This window comes from Vibrio jasicida CAIM 1864 = LMG 25398, from assembly GCF_000400365.1.
Lineage (GTDB): Bacteria > Pseudomonadota > Gammaproteobacteria > Enterobacterales > Vibrionaceae > Vibrio > Vibrio jasicida.
The window spans coordinates 33,552-52,920 of the sequence record NZ_BAOG01000030.1; the positions used below are offsets into that span (position 1 = coordinate 33,552).

Genomic DNA, 19,369 nt, shown 5'->3' on the forward strand with positions numbered 1-19,369 from the left:
TAACGCTATGAAAGCTTCAAATGATTTCTCTAAACAGGCGATAGACGCCGCTATCAAGATCGGAGCCGTAGCGTTACTGATCTGGTGGTGTTTCTCTATCCTCAGTCCGTTCATTATGTTGGTCGTGTGGGGCGGCATTATTGCCATCGCGCTCTACCCAGTCATGATGTCCCTTCATAATCGCTTAGGTATCTCAAAAGGTAAGGCGAGTGCGCTCATCAGCACTATTGGTGTGCTGTTACTTTTAATCCCACTTATCGCGCTCTCATCTGGTCTTTATACCAGTGGTACCGAGGTCGTCACTGGGTTGCAAGATGGCACTTTAGTTGTGCCTAAGCCACAAGAAAGCTTAAAAGAGATCCCTGTCGTGGGTGACAAGCTGTTCGTTGCGGTTAACTACGCATCGACCAACATGGAAGGCTTCCTAGTTAAGTATGGCGAACAAGTAAAAGGTTTCCTTTCTCAAGCAGCATCTATCGTGGGCTCGGTAAGTGGTGGTTTCATTCAGTTCATCATTTCGACCATGATTGCCGGTGCGTTCATGAGCAATGCTGAAGTTTGCCAGAAAGGTTTTACCAAGCTAGCTGACCGCCTCACCAACAAGAAAGGTGAAGCGTTGATTGATCTTTCTAAGTCGACCGTTCGCAGTGTCGTTCAAGGTGTGATTGGTGTTGCACTGATTCAATCTGTCATGGCGGGTGTTGTTATGGTCGCGGTTGGCGTTCCTGCTGCGGCGCTTTGGATGGTTGCCGTGATTCTGGTTGCGATTGTTCAGCTACCACCAATTCTGGCGTTGATTCCTGCGATTATTTACGTGTTTAGCGTCGAATCGACACTGGTTGCTGGCATCTTCCTCATCTGGTGTATCTTGGTGAGCGCGAGTGATGCGGTACTGAAACCTGTTCTTCTAAGCCGTGGTTCTGACACACCGATGCTTGTGACACTATTGGGTGCACTGGGTGGTATGGCAATGTCTGGTATCGTTGGTCTATTTGTTGGTGCCGTGGTACTGAGCCTAACTTACCAATTGATGGTGAATTGGTTAGATGAAGATGACGCGGAAACAAACAAAGCACTGAGCATTGAGCAAAAAGCGAAGGAGGAAGACAAAGTAGAGGTGGCATCATGAAACCGATGACCAGGGAAGATAACTTCTACTTTTTGTTTTTCGCACTCATTGCGTTGTTTTTCGGCTGTGCTGTGATGCATCAGTTTTATCCAGATGGGCAGGAATTTGTTCTTGCTCTTTTGGTGGTGACACTAGGCGTTTCGATTGCAGGCATCAACAAGAAAAATAAAACAAACCGAACATGGTATGGCGTGTTACTGATTGTGGCCGTCATCTCCTATGGGATGTCGTTTTTAGAGCATTTAGATCTGTCCATTTTGACGCTAAGTGCACTATTGGTGTTCTTGTTTTCGCACATATACTCGGCGCTAAAGCAGGTAGTATTAACCAAGTCAGTAACGACAAACCACATCATAGGTTCGATTTGTATCTATCTGCTCTTAGGACTGGCGTGGGCGGTGATCTACTTGTTGGTGTTGGAGTTTTTCCCAAGCTCTTTCACTGGATTAGAAGCAAAACCTTGGCTGTCGAACTTGTTTAATACCTTGTACTTTAGCTTTATCACGTTGACAACGGTGGGCTATGGTGACATTTCACCGACGGTTCCTGTGGCTCAGTTCTTCGTTTTCTTCGAGGCGATAGTTGGGAGCTTTTACTTGGCCATCATGGTGGCAAGTTTGGTGAGTATTCGTTTGGCTCAAGCACAGAGTGAGTAAACAAATGAATGGTTTGAATGGCGGAGCTGAAAAGTCTCCGCCATTTTTGTTTTAAGAGGAAATGAACTTAGCTTAGCTATTAAATGCACGAGCGACGCGACCTTCGCAACGGATTGTGTAGTTACCTACATAAGCAGGAATGAAAGCCGATTGCCCTTTGCCAAGCACCAATGTTTCGCCGCTTTCTGCAAGTAGCGTTACGTCCGCATCGATTGGCATCAAGATTTCTGCACTGCTCATCTCAACTTGTTGATCTTTTGGCTCTCGAAAGACAGAGAACTTGAAGTCTTGCACAGGGACAGGGAAGTTGTGCTCACAGCCGTTGATTGCTGCTTTGGTTAGCAGCGTGTTCATTGGTTTTGGAATGAAGTCGGTACACTTAACCAGTTCTTCCACATCCATGTGTTTTGGTGTTAATCCAGCGCGAAGTACGTTGTCTGAGTTCGCCATGATTTCCAGACCAGTGCCTTTAATGTAAGCATGAGGTGTTCTTGCGCTCAGGAACATAGCTTCACCTGGTTTAAGCGTAATAACATTCAACAGTAATGGGGCAAACAAACCCACGTCATTCGGGTACTGAGCAGCAAGGTCTAAAATCAATTCGCACACAGGGCGTACTTGGTTGGCTGCTGCGTAACTTAATAAGTGATCCACGGCGTTAACCTTGCGTGCTTCTTCCATGGAAAGAATCTCTACGAAGAACTGAGACAACCCATCTTGGTTGGGGTTACGCTCAAATTGTTCTAGGTAGCCGTTGATTTCAGGAATGTCACACAGGCGGAACTCAGCGATGATTTCATCAAAGGGACGAAAGCCGTTCATCGCTTGGTATTCAGTAAGTGCGTAAACCAGCTCTGGCTTATGGTTCGCATCTTTGTAATTACGATTGAATGCACTCAGCGGGACACCTAACTGTTGTTCTTTTGCATAACCTAGCTCCGCATCTTGCTTGTTTGGGTGCACTTGAATAGATAAGGCTTTATCCGCCGCAAGAATCTTGAATAGGAAAGGTAAGTCACCAAAGACTTCTGCCGTGCTTGGGGATAGAAACTCTGACGGATCTTGTTTGATCAATTCTGAAAGCGAGACAGTTGTACTTGAAGCGTCAGTGTTTGCTTGTGTAACGATAGAGCAACCATTCGGATGCGTACCCATCCAAACTTCAGCTTGAGGTTGTTGAGCTTCGTTAGCAAAACCAAACAAATCGTGGATAGCAGTGCGACTTCCCCAGTCGTAGTTTTGGATTTTATTGTCCATTTTGAAGAAGCATTTTGATGAAATAGTATTCGAATTCATGAATTTTACCCGTAGAAAACCCTCCGAACTGAATCGGAAGCAAAAAATAGTGGAGATTGGACGGGTGAGCGGTTAACTCACCCTAAGAGGTGTAGAAGTCGCTTCTACAATCAGATGTCTACAACCTAAGCTTGGGAGCGAGCGGCTTTCTCGAAGGTTGAGCCTGCAAGAACGGTAACAACAGCAAGCCAATAACGGCTGCGCATACCGAGATGGTGATAAAGAATCCAGTCCAGCTGTATTCTTCAAGAATCAATGCCAATGGGTAGCCAGAAAGTGCGGCACCCATGTAAGCAAACAAACCAACAAAGCCCGTTGCTGCACCAGCAGAATCTTTGTGTGAACATTCCGCCGCTGCCATGCCAATCAACATTTGTGGACCAAATACGAAGAAGCCAATTGAGAATAACCCCGCCGCTTGGAACGCAAAGTTAGTTAACGGCATCAACCACAGTGCGGCGACAGATAAGAATATACCCGCGGCAAACAATAGGTTCATTGGGCCTCGGTTACCACCGAACAATTTATCCGAGCCCCAACCAGCGACTAGAGAACCAACAAAGCCACCGATTTCAAACATCGACAGCGCAGCGTTAGCATTGATTAGGCTGTAGTGATGTTGTTCTGTTAGGTACAAGTTACCCCAGTCATTGATTGCGGTGCGCACGATGTAAACCAGAACATAGCTGAATGCGAGCAACCAAATGTACTTGTTGTTGAACACATACTGTTTGAGGATTTCTTTATAACTCAGACCTTGCCCGTGATTTTCTTGCGCCAGTTCTAACTTGTCATCACGCCATTGACCAACCGTTGGCAATCCTTGAGTGGTCGGTTTATCACGCAAGCGCCAACACACAACTACACCAAGAATCACGCCGATTACGCCCGGTACGATAAAGCCTTCTCGCCAGCTGTAATGGAATGTAAGAAATCCAACGAGTAGGGGAATTAACGCGCCACCTACGTTATGAGCCGTGTTCCAAATTGCCCACAAAAAGCCACGTTCTGAGCGCGAATACCAAGTCGTAAGTAACTTAGAGCACGAAGGCCAGCCCCAACCTTGGAACCAAGCGTTCATCACCCACAGGGCTGCGAGTGCAACCAAAGAGCTAGAGAAGCCAAATGCGATATTGATAAGGCCCGTCGCGATTAGACCGACACCCATGAAAAAACGAGGGTTAGAGCGGTCGGAAATGGTGCCAGAGATAAACTTTGATAAACCATAGGTAATGTAGAAAAGCGTACCAATCATACCGATATCGGCTTTATCTAAACCTAAATCAGCGATCATCGCGGGTGCGGCGTAGTTGAAGGTTTTACGAGTGAAGTAAAAGCCCGCATAACCAAGATACATGCCCAGCATGATGTGCAGACGCCAATAACGATAACGTTCATCCACTTGGTCTTTGCTAAGGGGAGCTTGGTTGTAGCTCGGAGACTGAAATAATCCAAACATGCTCGTTACACCTTAGGTAATGTGATGGCGATTTGCGTACCATCCACATGATCGTTCAAAGAGTAGATATACATTTTTCCACCAAGCGCTTGCACACGTTCTTGCATGCCGCGAACGCCCATGCCTTTCATGCAGTCTTCGGTTTTGAAACCAATGCCGTTGTCAGCGATGTTCAACGAAATGTTCTCGTCAATAGACAGCTCGATAACAATAGACGTCGCACTCGCATATTTGGCAGCGTTGTTTAACGCTTCTTGGCACAAACGGAATAGGGTGACTTTCAGCGTGTCGCCCAAAGACTCATAGTCACCTTGCCAATCAAGCACAACGCGAGTGCCATGATTGTCGAACTCCATTTCACGGGTTAACTGGTGAACAGAGTCTTTCAAATCCAGATCGTCGAGCATTTTCGGACGCAGTTTGCTCAGCAAATGTTTGGTGGTGTCATAAACATTAAGTGATAGGTTTTCGATCATGTCGGCACAGCGTGTGTTCATTTCGGCATTATCAACCCGCTTAATGATGCTCGCTTGGGTACGGATCGCTGTGATGTTCTGACCAATTTCATCGTGCAGCTCCCTTGCTACATCACGACGCACCGACTCTTCCGCTTGAATGAGTTGTCGAGACAAGGTTTGGTTTCTCGACAATTCGCCACGCAGCTTTTGGTTAAGATCTTTTTGTTTCTGCACCGCTAAACCGAGCATGATGCCCGTTAAGGTTTGTGCCGAAAGGGACAACAGCAGGTCAGTGATTTCTAGGTTCGATACACCACTTCGCGCAGCGATCAAGGCAATACTGTTTAACATGGTCGCAAGCAGTGCACCTTGCCAACCGTAACGCAGTGCCAAGACGATGATTGGGATCGCCATACAGAAAGGTGCAAATCGAGCCAGTTCATCAGGCAAGCTGGTTTGAACCAAAATGCTGGCAATCAACAGCACGCTATAAAGCAGAATATGACGAACTTTGAATTGAACTTCGTTGGCTAACAAGTTCGAGGTCAGCGGTGACCAAGGGCTTTGGAAGAGATAATTCCAGAGCAAGTAACACATCGGCAGCACCAACAAACCGCCCGCAATGCTCGCTAACCATGCCATATAGGCAGATTGAACATGATAGCCAACCGCAAGTACGTTAATGCAAGACGTCACGAGCAACACGACCGCCATCACCGCTAAATGTTGGTTCTGATCGCCTTTGTAATAACGCTTAGCAAGGTAAACCACTGGAATACTCAACACGCTGGCCACCAACACCATCAACCATTGTGGCTGTTCAAGAAGTAGAGCGAGTGCAACGGTCAGCCCCCATTCGGCAAGGTAAATCGTTGCCCAATACTTTGTGCGCGTGTGCAGTGTTAACCCCAAACGCAACGCGAAGGGGAACAACAAGATCGCAAGCTCGGCATCGTTCACAAAGTAATAGGCGATCACCCACAGACAGAACCACGAGCATCCTGTCATGAATAAACCGCAAATGGAGGTGATGGTGTAGCTACGCATTAAAACGACTCTTGAGAGAACAGTTTGGCGAGCTCAACGTTGTTCTTTACGCCAAGCTTATCCATGGCGTTTGCACGGTGAACGTGAACGGTTTTATGGCTTAAGCCAAGCTCAGTGGCGATAGACTTCACATCCAAACCACGAGCCAGCAATTGGCACACTTCGTTTTCTCGGCGTGTCAGTTGAGTCAGCGTCGCCGCTTTGTCACTTGGTGTGGCGAGCTTCAGCGCAATATCCGGCGTTAGGTAACAACCGCCTGAAGCACTGGTTCTGACTGCTTGAATTAACTCGTCAGGGCTACAACGTTTACTTAGGTAACCTTTTGCGCCGAGTTTAAGTGACTTTTCAACCATTGCCGGAGAGTCATGCACGCTTAGCATGACACAAGCAATGCCTGAAGGGATTTCGGAGAGTAGGGTAAGCCCACTTTCGTCTGCCATCGAGATATCTAGAATAACCACATTTGGCTTGCACGCAGGTAATCCCACTCGAGCTTCTGCTACCGAGCTAAATTCACCTACAACATTCATGTCTGGCTCAAGGCTCAACAACTGAGCAAATCCAGAACGAACAATGACATGGTCATCAACAAGCGCTACGTTAATCATCTTAAATACCAAACTTCAGCAATACACAAACGAAAATGAGCTCTCAAAGAGCCCAACAAAAACCTACTATGATACTAAATTGACCAAGTTTATTTAATGATCTAGCGCGCTTTGACTTGCAAAGCGCGCTGTTTGATTAAGCTTGGTTTTCTGCGAGTTCAAGCTTCTTCTTGTTTTGACGGATCTTTTTCTCTTCCGCGATAGCAACGAAAGCCAGCAAAACAATACAAATCATTGCGGAGGTATCTAGGGCAGCAAACGTGCCTTTCCAACCCGTTAGACCAAAGATTGGCGTGCCGTCTGCAATCATACCCAGACCCAGTTTCGCGAAACTGTCACCAATTAGGTAAGCGAATGTGCCTTTTACGCCATCTGCAACACTGATTGCTTTTTTAGGAACAAAGCCAACCGCAGCAACACCGATAAGCAGTTGAGGACCAAACACTAGGAAGCCTAGAACAAATAGCGACGCTAGGTACATGAACTCGCTCGTTGCGTGTTGGTAGAACTCAAGTGATACGATGATCAAACCCAAAGAAACACAAGCCACTAGCGCACGGCGACCGTTCGCAAGGTCAGACAGGTAACCCCACATCAGAGTCCCCACAAGCGCACCCACTTCGAATAGGGTAAAGCCAGAGATTGCTGTTTCTTTTGATAGACCGAGTTCTTGGTAAGCGTAGACCGTTGACCATTGGTCGATGCCGATACGCACGATGTAAAGGAAGATGTTTGCAAAGCAAAGTAGCCAGATAACTTTGTTTTTCAGTACGTACTCAACAAAGATTTCTTTCTTGGTCATTTGATTTTCTTCAGCCGCTTCGTCTTCTTCGCTGACTGCTTCATCAAATAGCTCTTCAACTTTACCTAGACCATATGCTTCTGGAGAGTCGTTACCAAAGCGCATGCCAATGAAACCAACGATGATCGCAATGATAGAAGGGAACACGAACATGCCGATTACGTGACCGTCGAACAAGTAGTTTGCACCAAACAGAGCTACACCTGCGGCACCCGCACCACCTACGTTGTGAGACATGTTCCAAAGACCTAGATAAGAACCACGCTTGTTACGCGGCGTCCACTTAGTGATGGTCGAGTAACTAGAAGGACCACCAGTACTTTGGAAGAAACCACTCAGTGCATAGAATGCGACCATCATGAACAAGCTCGCGCTACCGCCACCCATGCTGAAGCTGAAACCAAGCATCGCCAGACCAGAAAGGATAAGCATAAAAGGGAGGAATTGCTTGGTGTTCTTACCATCGGCGTAGTAGGAGACTACGGTCTTACCGATGCCGTAAGTAATCGAGAAACCCAGACCAATCAAACCTAGATCTGTCATCGACAAACCGTAAGTTGAGATCATGTCATTTTGCGCGACGTTGAAGTTTTTACGGATCAGGTACATGGTCAAGTAGCCAATGAATACCACAAGGTAAGATTGGATAAATGGCTTAAACCACATTTTTCTACGTGCTTCGACAGGAAGGTCGAGGGTAGGCTTTCGGACTTGTTCAAGGAATCTTAACATCGTGAACTCTCTTGTATTAGTGTGATGCACTTGCGTGCTCGCTTTCTTTTAGCTGTCGGCGATTGTAGAGAGTCCTCTTTTGAACCACATGAGAGGAGGGCTTAGATCGACTAGGAAAAATTCCTAGAAAACGATTGCTGATTAAGAAAGCGTGAAAATCATCACATTCTGTGCGGGATAGCCTTAATTCTGGCAATAAGCATCCAGTTACTTAGTTAGTTTCTTCCTTGGCGTAAAATGGTAAGGATTAAAAACTGCACAAAATAAAATCACCGTCTGATTTCTTCTCAAGGTAATAAGCCATGATACGAAAGGTGATTATATTAACGATGCTAATCTCTGGCAGTGCATCGGCAAATTTACACATTTGGAAAGAGAGAGAGTACACCGCATATACCGATATGACGGAAGTTCAATTTCTTTTAAAGAATAAGTACAACAAAAAAGCGGATTATTATCTCAGAATCGATGATAAGACGTTCAACAGTAAAATAACACTCGATCCTCAACAAGAAGTGTCATTAAACGTACGAGTCAAAACACCTGCGGGCCAAATAAGCAAAAAGAAAATTTGTACTCGAATGGTGAATAACACACCAAATAGCTACGAAGTGTGTTCTAACATCCGGTTAAAAAGGTATTAAAGCATGAACACGATTGCTAGCAAGCATGTCCTGTTTTGTGGCTTGCCTTTGTTACTGCTGAGTTTTGGTGTTATCGCAAATCCTATTCCCAGTGTTTCTAACCCATCGGGTACAGACAGAATCAGAACGTCTGAAGGCGCAACCTGTGAGCAAGCCGTCTCAACCGGTAAAACCTTTCAGGTCGGTACGTATGGCGCAACGGGTCAAGAAGACAGTGATAACTACTACAACAACTATTACCAGCAAAACCAAGATGAGGCGGGCGTATACGCGTCACTGACTTTTCAATTCGGTGGTGAGGAACGAGTCGATTGTACTCGTCTTTATGAATTCGAGTTGCGAGAGAGAAAACGGCAGGAAGAACTCGCTCAGGCAGAGCACGAGCTGAAGCTTCTGCAAATTCAAGCAGAAACACAAAGGCTCAAGAGAATGAAGCAAACTCAAACCACTTTTTCGGAGTAAACATGAAACTCAAGAAACGACCAGTCCGCATTGCGTTGCTAGCAGCACTTATTGCGGCAACGAGCGCTCACGCGAAACCACCAGGAGATAAGGATGAAGCAACAAGTGACGACGTCACGTTTAGTGCGACTGTTCAAGAGCAATGCGGCATAGATGTTACCGTAGCGAACGCTGATCTTGCTTTTGGTGAGCAATACAACGATTCAAAAGCTCAAGTTAAGTTGATTAATAACGAAGACGACGGAAAGATTGAACTCAGCCTTGAGCCATTAAAAGAGCATGAACTCGGTAACCATATTGATAAAGAAGATGTGTGGTTTAAATCCGGTGGCGTCCATCAAACAAATATGAATGCTAAAGATTGGGAGTCAGGCATAGAATATTCCCGTGATGACATTCGAAATAATAACCTAGTTGACTTGTCCGCTCGAATTAATGTCGATGAAAGCAATTTGGATGCTGACCAATATACATTAGTCACTAATTGGGTCATTGAGTGTGATTAATAATAAATTAATGAAAGCCCTTTAATAGGGCTTGTTTTCTTATGAAACAATTTCTAATTTCATTATTAGCAATCGCGCTATTAAGCGTGAGCTCGCTTTCTCGTGCAGCGCAAGTTCATTTTCATAAACATATCGATGAGTCTTGTGGCATTGAAGTGATTAAAGAGCGTGGCGAAATTCATTTCGGTCGAAGATTTGGCAGTGATTCATTAACGCTCAAACTACTTGCGAATAACCGAGATAAGCGTCTCTATTTTCGTTTGTCCTATTTCAATATAGATATGGGCGCAGAGACCATCAGTCCGGAACGTATTCACTTTAAAGTGGAAACACCGGAACGTTTTGTCGGTACTCTTGACTACTGGCGGCAAGGCATTGAGCTAAACCTTGAGCAATTAGATTCTAGTAAAGAAGTCCGAATCAGCGCCAGAGTTGATATGAACGAGTATCAAATGCCTGCAGGTGAGTTCTCTCTCAATATGGAATGGCTCTTAGATTGCTATTAATGACAGCTCGGAAGTTTGTGCATAAACTAGAATAATCCTTGGTATTTTAAGATGATAGCTTGCATGCCCAATACAGATATTCCTTTGGTTCACTCGGAAGAAGTAAAGCTTTTTGCCACGATGTTAAATGAGCTTGATGGAGATATTCACTCATTACTTGAATCCGCCCGAATGCCACAGGATATCTTGTCTAACCAACCCCTTGACGCGTTTGTTCCCGAGAGCGCGCTAAAAGCCGTCTTCCAAACGTTGGGGGAACGTGCATCACCAGAGAAGTTTGCCTTGCTTACTTGGACGCTTTGTCACGACATCTATGTGCCTAGATTTGCGAATCAAATTACTCAAATTCACTCGCTAAAAGCAGCGCTAGAAGAGGTATCCCAACTGCTTAAACAAATCTCTGATAACGTCAGTATTTCTGTTCAATCGCGCGGCGGGAAATGGTGGCTAGTGAGAGAAAAACAGAACGCAGAAAGGGACTGGTTCCGTTACGCAGAAATGTTCTCCGCGATGTTCATGAATGAGTTGCTCAAAAAGCTAGTTGGCGCCCAATGGCGATTGGCAGAAGTCGGAATTCAAGATGTAGAAGCCGAACCTTTCAATCTGTTGCCGGGTATGAAGAGTGCGCAGTTCTTTACAGGTAGACCGGTTACTGCAATCTCAATTCCTAATGAATGGATTAACCATCCGATTGCTTTCACACCATCTCAAACGGCGCCAAATACAAGTTTTCGTGGTGAGGATGATAAGTTCAGCGATGCCTTAGCAAGGGCGCTCACGCCTTATCTCTCGATGGGTAAGATCTCTATCCAGTTTGCTGGCGAGTTGATTGACATGAATGCTCGCACCATACAAAGGCGGCTAGCAAATGAGGATACGACGTATAGAGAAGTGATCGAAGGTTTGGTGCTGAAACAAACGCTAGAGCTTTTAGCGGACCGAGACCTGAGTATCACCCATATTGCGCTCAAAACAGGCTACTCCGATTCTGCTCATTTCACCCGTGCGTTTAAGCGAATGATGAAAGTCACACCTAAAGCGTACCGCCAATCCTTGTCATAATGAGTTACACATAAAACCTCTGAATAATCGGAGGTTTTCGTCTCAACTCACATTTCTATAACAATATCCGCATGTTGTCGTGTAAAGGCAATTAAACCACCTTGAAAATCATCATCATGACTTCTATGTTTTTAACGTAAGTCGTCTGTTTCATATGTATTTTTATCTGATCAGTTGTTTTTGGTGATCACTGAAATAGATGCCCTCATAACGCCGCTGTTTAAACAGGGAGGTTATAGGAAATGGACCCCAACTATCCAAAAACATAGGTGTAATAATGACAATTTCTAAGAAGAACCTTTCTTTAGTTGCGCTATCTTGTGCGTTTGCCCTCAATGCCAATGCAGCCTCAACGCTGTTTACCAACGTCGATGTTTTCAATGGCACGGATGAAAAGCTACTGCAAAACCAGAACGTATTGGTTGTCGATAACTTAATCAAAGAGATTTCGGCTAAACCGATAAAAACCGACAAGCAAACCACAACGATTAATGGCGAAGGCTTAACCATGATTCCTGGCTTGATCGACATGCACTCACACATGTGTATTCAGGAAGGCATGTTGGTAGGTCGAGATGGTTACGACCAAATGGCGATGGGTGCACGTGCTCACGTTTCCATGATGCAGTACCTCGACCAAGGCTTTACGACGGCTCGTGACGCAGGCTGTAATATTCTTGGTATGGCAAAAGCCATCAACAATGGTTTGCTAGAAGGCCCAAGACTCTTCCCAGCAGGCGGTTTCTTGAGTCAAACAGGCGGCCACGCAGATACCGGCAGCTTCAATGATGTACCAGGACGCGTTGACGATCTCGAACGCCACGGCTTTGGCTATATCGTTGATGGTGAAACAGAGGCTCGTCGTGCTGCGCGTCAGAACCTTCGCTCGGGGGCAACTCAAATCAAGATCATGGCTGGCGGCGGCGTCGCAAGTGAGTTTGACCCAATCCATATGACGCAATTCTCCAAAGAAGAAATGGAAGCGATTGTGGGCGTAGCGGAAGACTATGGCACTTATGTCATGGCCCACGCTTATCATGACCGTTCGGTTAATCGCGCCATTGATGCTGGCGTGAAAGTTATCGAACATAATTTCCTTATCTCTGAGGAAACTATCAAACGAATGAAAGAGAAGGGCGTAGCGCTATCTGCTCAAGCAGTGATGTCTCTTGAAGCCTTTGCAGAACCAGAAAAGATCACCTTCTTCAGTCCCGATCAAAAAGCCAAAGCGACCAAAGTAAACGAAGGCGCGAAACAGATGTTTGAGTGGGCGCGTAAATACGACTTGTTGATTGTAACGGGCGGCGATATGTTTGGCCCGTCTTACAATACGCGCCAAGCAGACAACATGGTTTGGATGGAGAAAGTCGGATTTACCCCTTATCAAATCATGAAGATGGGCACATCGAACGCAGCAGAAGTGCTTAGTTGGTCGGGTGGTATGAATCCATATAAATACGGAAAGCTCGGAGTTGTAGAGCCGGGGGCTTATGCCGATGTGGTGCTGGTGGATGGAAATCCTTTGCAAGACATCACAGTTCTTAACGATTACCAAGATAAATTCAAAATAATTATGAAAGACGGCAAGATCCACAAGAACACCTTGTAGTAAACTCTTTCGACTATTTGGGGACGAAGGCTGTCCCCAAATTTTCTCTAAAAGACAAAGAACGATTCAAGGGAACGTATGAAGAAGTACCTATTAGCTGGCTTAGTTTTGCTGGCTTCATCAAATGTATCCGCCGACCAACTTAGTTGGCAGCAATTATTGCCAGTCAATGTTCCTCAAATTGAAGACCCATTTGTAAAACTTACCGATCAACAGCTTTTCGAACTTGGTTCTCTTGCAAGATACCGCGATTCTCAAAATCTTAATGAGCAACAGAAGCAAACCATGAAAGAGTTAGAGGACAGTTTAAAAGCTGACGACTTAGACATTGAATGGTTGTTCAAAAAGCGAAACGAAATTACTGAACATCGTCGTATGTTGGCATCAATGCCAAACGCAACACTTACCGAAGATACTTATGAAATTCCAGGCTTTGTAACGCCAGTAGAATTTAACAATGACGTTGTCACAAAATTCTTCCTTGTTCCAACCATGGGCGCATGTATCCATACACCACCACCTCCAGCAAACCAGATTGTGTTGGTTGATTACCCGAAAGGTTTGAAACTGACTTCTCTTTACGAACCAATTTGGGTGAAAGGGGATCTGCACGTGAAAAAGACCAAAGCAGACGTTTCATACTCTGATGGTGCTGCGAACGTAGAAACTATCTACCAAATGGACGAGGTTTCTATCCGACCTTACCAATAAGAGTCTATTATCGAAATGACATAAAGCAGTGAGCTGTCGCTTAATGGCAATTTTCAAAACTCTGAATCATTAAAATCTCTTTCTAGAAATCAATTTAATGAGAACCCAGACATGAAAGTAACTGTTCCCAAGCTTAGTTTTATCGCTCTTTCACTTGTAATGGCGTCATCGGTAAACGCGGCGAACTTTGGTAGCCCTGATACGGTAGACAATACTATTGCAGAAAATGCTCGAGAAAAACGCTCATGGCGTGAGTCATTAGCTGAAGAACACAATGTTACTTTCGGTCTGGATTATCAATTCCTTGGACTAACGGCCTCAACCCCTCAAAGTGGTGGTGAAGATACGGCAAGTGCTGGTGTTGCTCGCTTTTATGGTAGCTGGGATCTGATCGGTCTTGATTCTGGCAATACAGGCGGTCTGGTTTGGAAAGTCGAACATCGCCATGCTTACAACGATTTGTCACCAAAAGAGTTCAGCTTTATCGGAAATGGGCTTGGTTATGCAGGCATGATTGGTCCAGCATACAGCGATCAAGGAGCTCGTCTAACCAACCTATACTGGAAACAAAAACTGAATGATGGCAAAACTTCCTTCATGGTGGGTTTCCTAGATACGACTGACTACGTTGATGCCTATGCATTGGCAAGCCCTTGGACCGGATTTACTAACCTTGCATTCAGCACTGGTGGAGGCTCGATTGGTCTACCGGATGATGGGATTCTCGGCTTAGCCGTGGGACACATGCTGACTGATAACTTCTATATGGTTGCAGGTGTCGCAGATGGTAAAGGGCGTTCAGATGAGCCATTTGATGGCTTCGATACCTTATTCAACGATCATAAATTGTTTACCACGTTCGAGCTAGGTTGGACGGCGTCACAAGACCAAATCTATACCGATAATGTTCACCTAACGGCTTGGCATTTAGATGGCGACACGCAACATAACCTAACGAATAAAGACAGCGGACAGGGTATTAACTTTTCAGCAAGCTACTTTGCTACAGAGCAATTAATGCCATTTGTTCGTGGTGGCTTTTCGGAAGGTGATGTGGCGCTTTATGATCGCTCCCTAACGGTGGGGATTGGTTACTTTGGTTTAGGTAAACCAACCAACAACCTCGGCTTCGCGGTTAACTGGAGTCATGTTAACGATAACCTAGAGCAAGCCTATGGTGTCGATGACTCTGAACAGTTCACTGCCGAGCTTTACTACAACATGCAGTTAAACGACTACATTCAAATTACCCCTGATATTCAATACATCAAAGACCCAGCATTTTCGAACAAAAGCAGCACTTGGGTATTAGGTCTTCGCGCGAGAATATTCATCTAGATGATTATGTTTATTTGCCTTACCAAGAATAACTGTATATAAATACAGTTATTCTTGTTTTGGGTTAATTTTGCTATTGCGAAGAGAAAGGGAAAGGCAATGAACATCGCGTTAAGAGACAAAATCATTCAGGTGTGTAAGAAGAAAATAGAGCAGAAAGGCGACAATGTTGGTGTGTCCTTTTATGCCTTTTTCGCCAATAAGAATGACAATCCTGAGTTATTGATGGAAGCGGCGACTTGGTGGATTCAAACTCATCAACTCGATCACTTCGAAAAAGCGACCAAGATTATTCAATTAGTCGAATCCGAGATGTAGAAAGGGGCACATTACGTGCCCCTTTTTCATTTTCAGCCCTAAACCTTAGATTTTTAGAATCAGCGATTAAGCTTGTGCGAACTTATAAGTACGGTAACCGCCAAGTAGGTTACGTGCTTTAAACCCTGAGTTGACCAGTTGACGATAAGCGACGTTACCGCGCAAACCGACCTGACAATAAATCACGATCTCTTTGTCTTTCGGCAGTTCATTCATACGTTGGCGAAGCTGGTCGACAGGAATATTAATCGCGCCTTTAATGAAGCCTACAGATTCCAATTCTCCCGGATTACGAACATCAAGCAGCACCTGGTTTTCTGACAAGTTGTCAATCTCATCAAAATGAATCGCTGTTGCGTCACCTTTAATGATGTTGTTCGCAACGAACGCCGCTTGGTTAATCACATCTTTCGCTGAGCCATAAGGTGGCGCGTAAGTTAGCTCAAGGTGTTGCAGCTGTTCTACCGTCATACCAGCACGCTGCGCAACTGCCATTACGTCGATACGTTTATCAACGCCGTCTTTACCTACTGCTTGCGCACCTAAAATCTTTCCGGTTAATGGATCAAACAGCATTTTGAACGACACAGTTTCTGCGCCAGGGTAGTAACTCGCGTGGCTAGCTGTGTGGACATACACTTTTTCATAAGCGATGTTTTCACGTTTAAGCTGCTTCTCGTTTTTACCAGTAGAAGCAACGGCTAAATCAAAGATCTTACAGATCGCCGTGCCTTGTGTACCTTGATAAGTTTCTTGGCGGCCAAGCATGTTGTCTGCTGCCATACGACCTTGACGGTTTGCCGGACCTGCCAACGGAACAAGTGTTTGTTCGCCAGTGACAAAGTCTTTCTCTTCAACCGCATCACCAACGGCATAAATAGAAGGATCGCTGCTCTGCATATACTCGTTGGTGTAAATACCGCCTAGCGCACCAATTTGAAGACCGGCTTCTTGTGCAAGTTTTGTCTCAGGGCGAACACCGATCGCCATGATTAGGATATCGGTATCAAGTTGGTCACCATTGTTTAGAGACAGTGTCAGCTTTCCTTGAAGGTGTTGGTGTGTGTCATCTTCACCCGCTTCGTTGTTAGCGACAGATTGGTTCGCAATATATTCAACAGAAGATAGAGCAACGCCTAAGCGCAGGTCGATGCCTTTCTCACGAATTTCTGCATGAGCAAAACCAGCCATTTCTCGGTCAACGGGCGTCATCACTTGATCCGCCATTTCAACCAATGTGGTTTTTACGCCAAGCTGGTGGAAGGCTTCCATCATTTCCAAACCGATAAAACCACCACCAACGACTGTAGCATGTTCCACTTTGTTGGTTTCGATCGTCTTAATGATGCGATCCATATCTGGAATATTGCGCAGCGAGTGCGTTAACGGGTTATCAATACCCGGAATAGGCGGCACTACTGGACCTGCACCAGGGCTGAGTAGAAGAAAGTCGTAGCTCTCTTGGTATTCAGAGCCATCAAGCAGGTTGTTAACCGTAACCGTTTTGTCTTGGCGGTTAATAGAAACCACTTCGTTCATCACACGAACATCAACATTGAAACGCGCTAAGAAGCTCTCAGGTGTTTGAAGAAGCAATTTGCTGCGTTCTTGAATATCGCCACCAATGTGGTACGGCAAGCCACAGTTTGCAAATGACACAAATGGACCGCGTTCAAACATAATGATTTCTGCGTCTTCACTAAGACGACGAGCGCGAGCTGCTGCAGATGCACCGCCAGCAACACCACCAATAATCACGATTTTGCTCATGGATTTCTCCTACTGAATGATCGAAAACGCCTACACCTTACTTAAATGAATTAGCTGTGTCTAATGTTAATTTGGCTACATTAGCATTGACTTAATAATATTAATTAGTAATATCTAATAAAACTTAACGTATTGATGAAGGGACATAAGAATGGGCGACAGTATGCTACAAAGCGCGACTGAAGCGAGTGAGCTACTTAAAATTATGGCTCATCCAGAGCGCTTAATCGTGATGTGCAAGCTGATTGAAGGCGAAAAAGGAGTCGGTGAACTGTTTGAAGGCTCAACATTAAGCCAATCAGCCTTTTCACAACACCTCACCGTATTGAGAAAACACGACATCATCAAAGCTCGTAAGGTATCTCAGCAGGTATTTTATTCGATTTCTGATGGGAGAGTCGCTCCGCTGATCGAAGCGTTTAACCAAGTTTTCTGTAAGCAATAATTCAGACTTTATATTGGTGGTTGTTATGTTTGAAGTTCCTTGGATGTCGCTTTTAGGCGGCGTCACGGTTGGCGCATCAGCGGTAATATTGATGCTATTCACAGGTAAGACAGCGGGAATCAGCGGGATCTTAAATGGCGCGATTGAGAATGCAGACCGCGTTTGGCGAATTGTCTTCTTAATTGCGATGGCATTGGGCGGTGTGATTGCTGTTTATGCCCTTGGCGGGCATGTACCAACTGAGTACAGCAGTTCTCTTATCTTAGTTGTCGTTGCAGGTTTACTTGTTGGGGTCGGTACCCGTATCGGTAATGGTTGTACGAGTGGTCATGGTATTTGCGGAATGGGGCGTTTCTCTGTCCGTTCTGTTGTCGCGACTTGTACTTTTATGGCGACAGCCATGCTAACCGTCTTGCTAGTATCGTGAGGAATAGTGTCGTTATGAAAACTGACGTAATGAAAAATGTTAAACAAATTTCCATTGTCGCATTTTCTGGTGCGCTTTTCGGTATGGGTATGGTGATTTCCGGTATGGCTGATCCGGCAAAAGTGACCGGTTTCCTAGATATTACCGGCGCATGGGACCCAAGCTTAGTCTTCGTTATGGGCGGAGCACTTGCGGTGTTCGTTCCTGCTTATCTTTTATTAATAAAGCCAAGAAGCGAATCTGTGTTTGGTGATGAGATTTTATGTCCAACTTCTAAAACGATAGACAAAAAGCTAGTTGGTGGTGCAGCACTGTTTGGTATTGGTTGGGGCTTACTGGGTGTGTGTCCTGGTCCTGCGGTTGCCAGCCTTTTCACTGGCAACATACAAGTTCTGCTCTTTATAGCGGCAATGTTGGTTGGGTCATTCACCGCTAAAAGAGTGGTTCGTCATTAAAAAGAGAGCGTCGTAGACACCGGGCAATGGTCACTCAGTTTGTAGTCGAGTACATCTTGTGTTTTGAAAACGGTTTGAACACCAGACGACGCCTTTAAATCACCACTCACAATAATGTGGTCTATCACCGAGCGGAATTGGTGGGTTTTATTCGGATTACGATTAGAACGCACCTTACATTCCGCTTTGGTATTTTTGGTCACTAACTTAGCATCGGTATTGTCCGATAGCACGTCCCATAACCAATCTCCTCGATAACCCAAATTGTGGTTAAAGTCGCCAAGCACCACATAGTGTTGTTTGTTGTCCTCGCGCGCTTTTATCCACTTTGCTAGTGCCTGTCCTTGCTGTTTCACTATCTTACAATCGCGGTTATTGCGATACGCGCCACTACAACCCGCTTTTAGATGTACAGAGAGTAGGTGAGTTTCGTTGTCTTGGTTAGGATTCAAAACAAGGTAGCTGGCGAAGCGGAGCTTGCTGTTGCCTCGTGTGATAGAAAAGTCAGGCTTGTCCAATACGTTTACGCCATTGCGTACCGCGAAACCTGTGTACTGGTTGGTATCGTTGAACTGAAGATGTCGATTAGAAGTGCTCGCACGATCAGACAAATAAATAGTGAAGTCATTACCAACCGTTTTTTGGATTGCAGCTGCACTTTCGACTTCTTGAAAAGCGAGAATATCAACTTGTGTGTTATCCACATAGTGGGCCAGTTTTTCAAAATCTTGTGGTGTTCTCGAAACTTTACCACCACTTATAGATAACCATTCTATATTCCAGCTGGTTAAGTTGACGGAATTTTGAGCAAATGAAAAAGAACTAAAAAGTAATATCGTCGTAACAAAAAGTGATCGCATTTTGGTCTATCGCACTCCTATCTTTTAGCGCATTCCTTTCCATCCTTTATCCTATAAGACCTCTAAAAA

At 45.1% G+C, this 19,369-nt stretch carries 20 protein-coding genes; 13 read left to right on the forward strand and 7 right to left on the reverse strand.

Features of this window, described 5'->3' with window-relative positions; genetic code table 11:
• Positions 1 to 7 precede the first annotated feature (7 nt).
• Positions 8 to 1,129 (forward strand): AI-2E family transporter, encoded by a 1,122-nt coding sequence (locus VJL_RS09055; protein ID WP_038877395.1) that lies wholly within the window; start codon positions 8 to 10, stop codon positions 1,127 to 1,129.
• Positions 1,126 to 1,785: a potassium channel family protein gene (locus VJL_RS09060; protein WP_038877347.1), complete on the forward strand. Its 660-nt coding sequence runs from the start codon at positions 1,126 to 1,128 to the stop codon at positions 1,783 to 1,785. The genes VJL_RS09055 and VJL_RS09060 overlap by 4 nt, the downstream gene beginning before the upstream one ends.
• 72 nt (positions 1,786 to 1,857) lie before the next feature.
• Here the strand turns inward: VJL_RS09060 and manA are convergent, their stop codons facing one another.
• From manA to uhpT, 5 genes are all read right to left on the reverse strand, one after another.
• On the reverse strand, positions 1,858 to 3,081 hold the full coding sequence (gene manA, locus VJL_RS09065; protein ID WP_038877349.1) for a mannose-6-phosphate isomerase, class I: 1,224 nt from the start codon (positions 3,079 to 3,081) through the stop codon (positions 1,858 to 1,860).
• Between the two features lie 118 nt (positions 3,082 to 3,199).
• Positions 3,200 to 4,540: an MFS transporter gene (locus VJL_RS09070; RefSeq protein ID WP_038877356.1), complete on the reverse strand. Its 1,341-nt coding sequence runs from the start codon at positions 4,538 to 4,540 to the stop codon at positions 3,200 to 3,202.
• Positions 4,541 to 4,545: 5 nt separating this feature from the next.
• Positions 4,546 to 6,045 (reverse strand): signal transduction histidine-protein kinase/phosphatase UhpB, encoded by a 1,500-nt coding sequence (gene uhpB / locus VJL_RS09075; RefSeq protein WP_038877357.1) that lies wholly within the window; start codon positions 6,043 to 6,045, stop codon positions 4,546 to 4,548.
• Positions 6,045 to 6,653, reverse strand: a complete 609-nt coding sequence (gene uhpA, locus VJL_RS09080; protein ID WP_009696638.1) for a response regulator transcription factor UhpA — start codon at positions 6,651 to 6,653, stop codon at positions 6,045 to 6,047. The genes uhpB and uhpA overlap by 1 nt, the downstream gene beginning before the upstream one ends.
• 136 nt (positions 6,654 to 6,789) lie before the next feature.
• Entirely contained in the window at positions 6,790 to 8,187 is a 1,398-nt protein-coding gene (uhpT, locus tag VJL_RS09085) for a hexose-6-phosphate:phosphate antiporter UhpT (protein ID WP_038870657.1), read from the reverse strand.
• 647 nt (positions 8,188 to 8,834) lie between these two features.
• On the opposite strand from uhpT, the gene VJL_RS09095 reads away from it, so the two are divergent.
• The 8 genes from VJL_RS09095 to VJL_RS09130 all read left to right on the forward strand — a co-directional run bounded on the left by VJL_RS09095 (position 8,835) and on the right by VJL_RS09130 (position 15,343).
• Positions 8,835 to 9,293 (forward strand): hypothetical protein, encoded by a 459-nt coding sequence (locus VJL_RS09095; protein ID WP_038877359.1) that lies wholly within the window; start codon positions 8,835 to 8,837, stop codon positions 9,291 to 9,293.
• Between the two features lie 2 nt (positions 9,294 to 9,295).
• Positions 9,296 to 9,799, forward strand: coding sequence for a hypothetical protein (locus VJL_RS09100; protein WP_038877360.1), 504 nt, complete (start codon positions 9,296 to 9,298; stop codon positions 9,797 to 9,799).
• Between the two features lie 41 nt (positions 9,800 to 9,840).
• Positions 9,841 to 10,305 (forward strand): hypothetical protein, encoded by a 465-nt coding sequence (locus VJL_RS09105; RefSeq protein WP_038877361.1) that lies wholly within the window; start codon positions 9,841 to 9,843, stop codon positions 10,303 to 10,305.
• Positions 10,306 to 10,368: 63 nt separating this feature from the next.
• On the forward strand, positions 10,369 to 11,367 hold the full coding sequence (locus tag VJL_RS09110; protein WP_038877398.1) for a helix-turn-helix transcriptional regulator: 999 nt from the start codon (positions 10,369 to 10,371) through the stop codon (positions 11,365 to 11,367).
• Between the two features lie 277 nt (positions 11,368 to 11,644).
• Positions 11,645 to 12,976, forward strand: a complete 1,332-nt coding sequence (locus VJL_RS09115) for a metal-dependent hydrolase family protein (RefSeq protein WP_038877362.1) — start codon at positions 11,645 to 11,647, stop codon at positions 12,974 to 12,976.
• A gap of 78 nt (positions 12,977 to 13,054) precedes the next feature.
• On the forward strand, positions 13,055 to 13,687 hold the full coding sequence (locus tag VJL_RS09120) for a DUF3299 domain-containing protein (protein ID WP_038877363.1): 633 nt from the start codon (positions 13,055 to 13,057) through the stop codon (positions 13,685 to 13,687).
• 111 nt (positions 13,688 to 13,798) lie between these two features.
• A complete protein-coding gene (locus VJL_RS09125) occupies positions 13,799 to 15,025 on the forward strand; it encodes a carbohydrate porin (RefSeq protein WP_038870670.1) in 1,227 nt (408 codons plus the stop codon).
• Between the two features lie 99 nt (positions 15,026 to 15,124).
• On the forward strand, positions 15,125 to 15,343 hold the full coding sequence (locus tag VJL_RS09130; protein ID WP_005446898.1) for a DUF6500 family protein: 219 nt from the start codon (positions 15,125 to 15,127) through the stop codon (positions 15,341 to 15,343).
• A 66-nt stretch (positions 15,344 to 15,409) separates the two neighbouring features.
• Here VJL_RS09130 and VJL_RS09135 read toward each other — a convergent pair whose 3' ends face one another.
• Positions 15,410 to 17,113, reverse strand: coding sequence for an FAD-dependent oxidoreductase (locus tag VJL_RS09135; RefSeq protein ID WP_038877364.1), 1,704 nt, complete (start codon positions 17,111 to 17,113; stop codon positions 15,410 to 15,412).
• A gap of 151 nt (positions 17,114 to 17,264) precedes the next feature.
• Between VJL_RS09135 and VJL_RS09140 the strand changes: the two genes are divergently transcribed.
• The 3 genes from VJL_RS09140 to VJL_RS09150 are packed head-to-tail and all read left to right on the forward strand — an operon-like array spanning position 17,265 to position 18,440.
• A complete protein-coding gene (locus tag VJL_RS09140; protein WP_005435229.1) occupies positions 17,265 to 17,558 on the forward strand; it encodes an ArsR/SmtB family transcription factor in 294 nt (97 codons plus the stop codon).
• A 16-nt stretch (positions 17,559 to 17,574) separates the two neighbouring features.
• Entirely contained in the window at positions 17,575 to 17,985 is a 411-nt protein-coding gene (locus VJL_RS09145; protein ID WP_500812358.1) for a YeeE/YedE family protein, read from the forward strand.
• A gap of 14 nt (positions 17,986 to 17,999) precedes the next feature.
• Positions 18,000 to 18,440, forward strand: a complete 441-nt coding sequence (locus VJL_RS09150) for a YeeE/YedE family protein (RefSeq protein ID WP_038877367.1) — start codon at positions 18,000 to 18,002, stop codon at positions 18,438 to 18,440.
• Here VJL_RS09150 and VJL_RS09155 read toward each other — a convergent pair.
• Positions 18,437 to 19,300 (reverse strand): endonuclease/exonuclease/phosphatase family protein, encoded by an 864-nt coding sequence (locus VJL_RS09155; RefSeq protein WP_038877369.1) that lies wholly within the window; start codon positions 19,298 to 19,300, stop codon positions 18,437 to 18,439. The two genes, VJL_RS09150 and VJL_RS09155, sit on opposite strands and share 4 nt — an antisense overlap.
• Positions 19,301 to 19,369 lie beyond the last annotated feature (69 nt).

What these genes read in the sequence shown, in the direction of transcription:
- VJL_RS09055 (WP_038877395.1), top strand. Translation starts at nt 8, where the DNA reads ATGAAAGCTTCAAATGATTTCTCTAAACAGGCGATAGACGCCGCTATC.
- VJL_RS09060 (WP_038877347.1), top strand. Translation starts at nt 1,126, where the DNA reads ATGAAACCGATGACCAGGGAAGATAACTTCTACTTTTTGTTTTTCGCA.
- manA (WP_038877349.1), bottom strand. Translation starts at nt 3,081, where the DNA reads ATGAATTCGAATACTATTTCATCAAAATGCTTCTTCAAAATGGACAAT.
- VJL_RS09070 (WP_038877356.1), bottom strand. Translation starts at nt 4,540, where the DNA reads ATGTTTGGATTATTTCAGTCTCCGAGCTACAACCAAGCTCCCCTTAGC.
- uhpB (WP_038877357.1), bottom strand. Translation starts at nt 6,045, where the DNA reads ATGCGTAGCTACACCATCACCTCCATTTGCGGTTTATTCATGACAGGA.
- uhpA (WP_009696638.1), bottom strand. Translation starts at nt 6,653, where the DNA reads ATGATTAACGTAGCGCTTGTTGATGACCATGTCATTGTTCGTTCTGGA.
- uhpT (WP_038870657.1), bottom strand. Translation starts at nt 8,187, where the DNA reads ATGTTAAGATTCCTTGAACAAGTCCGAAAGCCTACCCTCGACCTTCCT.
- VJL_RS09095 (WP_038877359.1), top strand. Translation starts at nt 8,835, where the DNA reads ATGAACACGATTGCTAGCAAGCATGTCCTGTTTTGTGGCTTGCCTTTG.
- VJL_RS09100 (WP_038877360.1), top strand. Translation starts at nt 9,296, where the DNA reads ATGAAACTCAAGAAACGACCAGTCCGCATTGCGTTGCTAGCAGCACTT.
- VJL_RS09105 (WP_038877361.1), top strand. Translation starts at nt 9,841, where the DNA reads ATGAAACAATTTCTAATTTCATTATTAGCAATCGCGCTATTAAGCGTG.
- VJL_RS09110 (WP_038877398.1), top strand. Translation starts at nt 10,369, where the DNA reads ATGCCCAATACAGATATTCCTTTGGTTCACTCGGAAGAAGTAAAGCTT.
- VJL_RS09115 (WP_038877362.1), top strand. Translation starts at nt 11,645, where the DNA reads ATGACAATTTCTAAGAAGAACCTTTCTTTAGTTGCGCTATCTTGTGCG.
- VJL_RS09120 (WP_038877363.1), top strand. Translation starts at nt 13,055, where the DNA reads ATGAAGAAGTACCTATTAGCTGGCTTAGTTTTGCTGGCTTCATCAAAT.
- VJL_RS09125 (WP_038870670.1), top strand. Translation starts at nt 13,799, where the DNA reads ATGAAAGTAACTGTTCCCAAGCTTAGTTTTATCGCTCTTTCACTTGTA.
- VJL_RS09130 (WP_005446898.1), top strand. Translation starts at nt 15,125, where the DNA reads ATGAACATCGCGTTAAGAGACAAAATCATTCAGGTGTGTAAGAAGAAA.
- VJL_RS09135 (WP_038877364.1), bottom strand. Translation starts at nt 17,113, where the DNA reads ATGAGCAAAATCGTGATTATTGGTGGTGTTGCTGGCGGTGCATCTGCA.
- VJL_RS09140 (WP_005435229.1), top strand. Translation starts at nt 17,265, where the DNA reads ATGGGCGACAGTATGCTACAAAGCGCGACTGAAGCGAGTGAGCTACTT.
- VJL_RS09150 (WP_038877367.1), top strand. Translation starts at nt 18,000, where the DNA reads ATGAAAACTGACGTAATGAAAAATGTTAAACAAATTTCCATTGTCGCA.
- VJL_RS09155 (WP_038877369.1), bottom strand. Translation starts at nt 19,300, where the DNA reads ATGCGATCACTTTTTGTTACGACGATATTACTTTTTAGTTCTTTTTCA.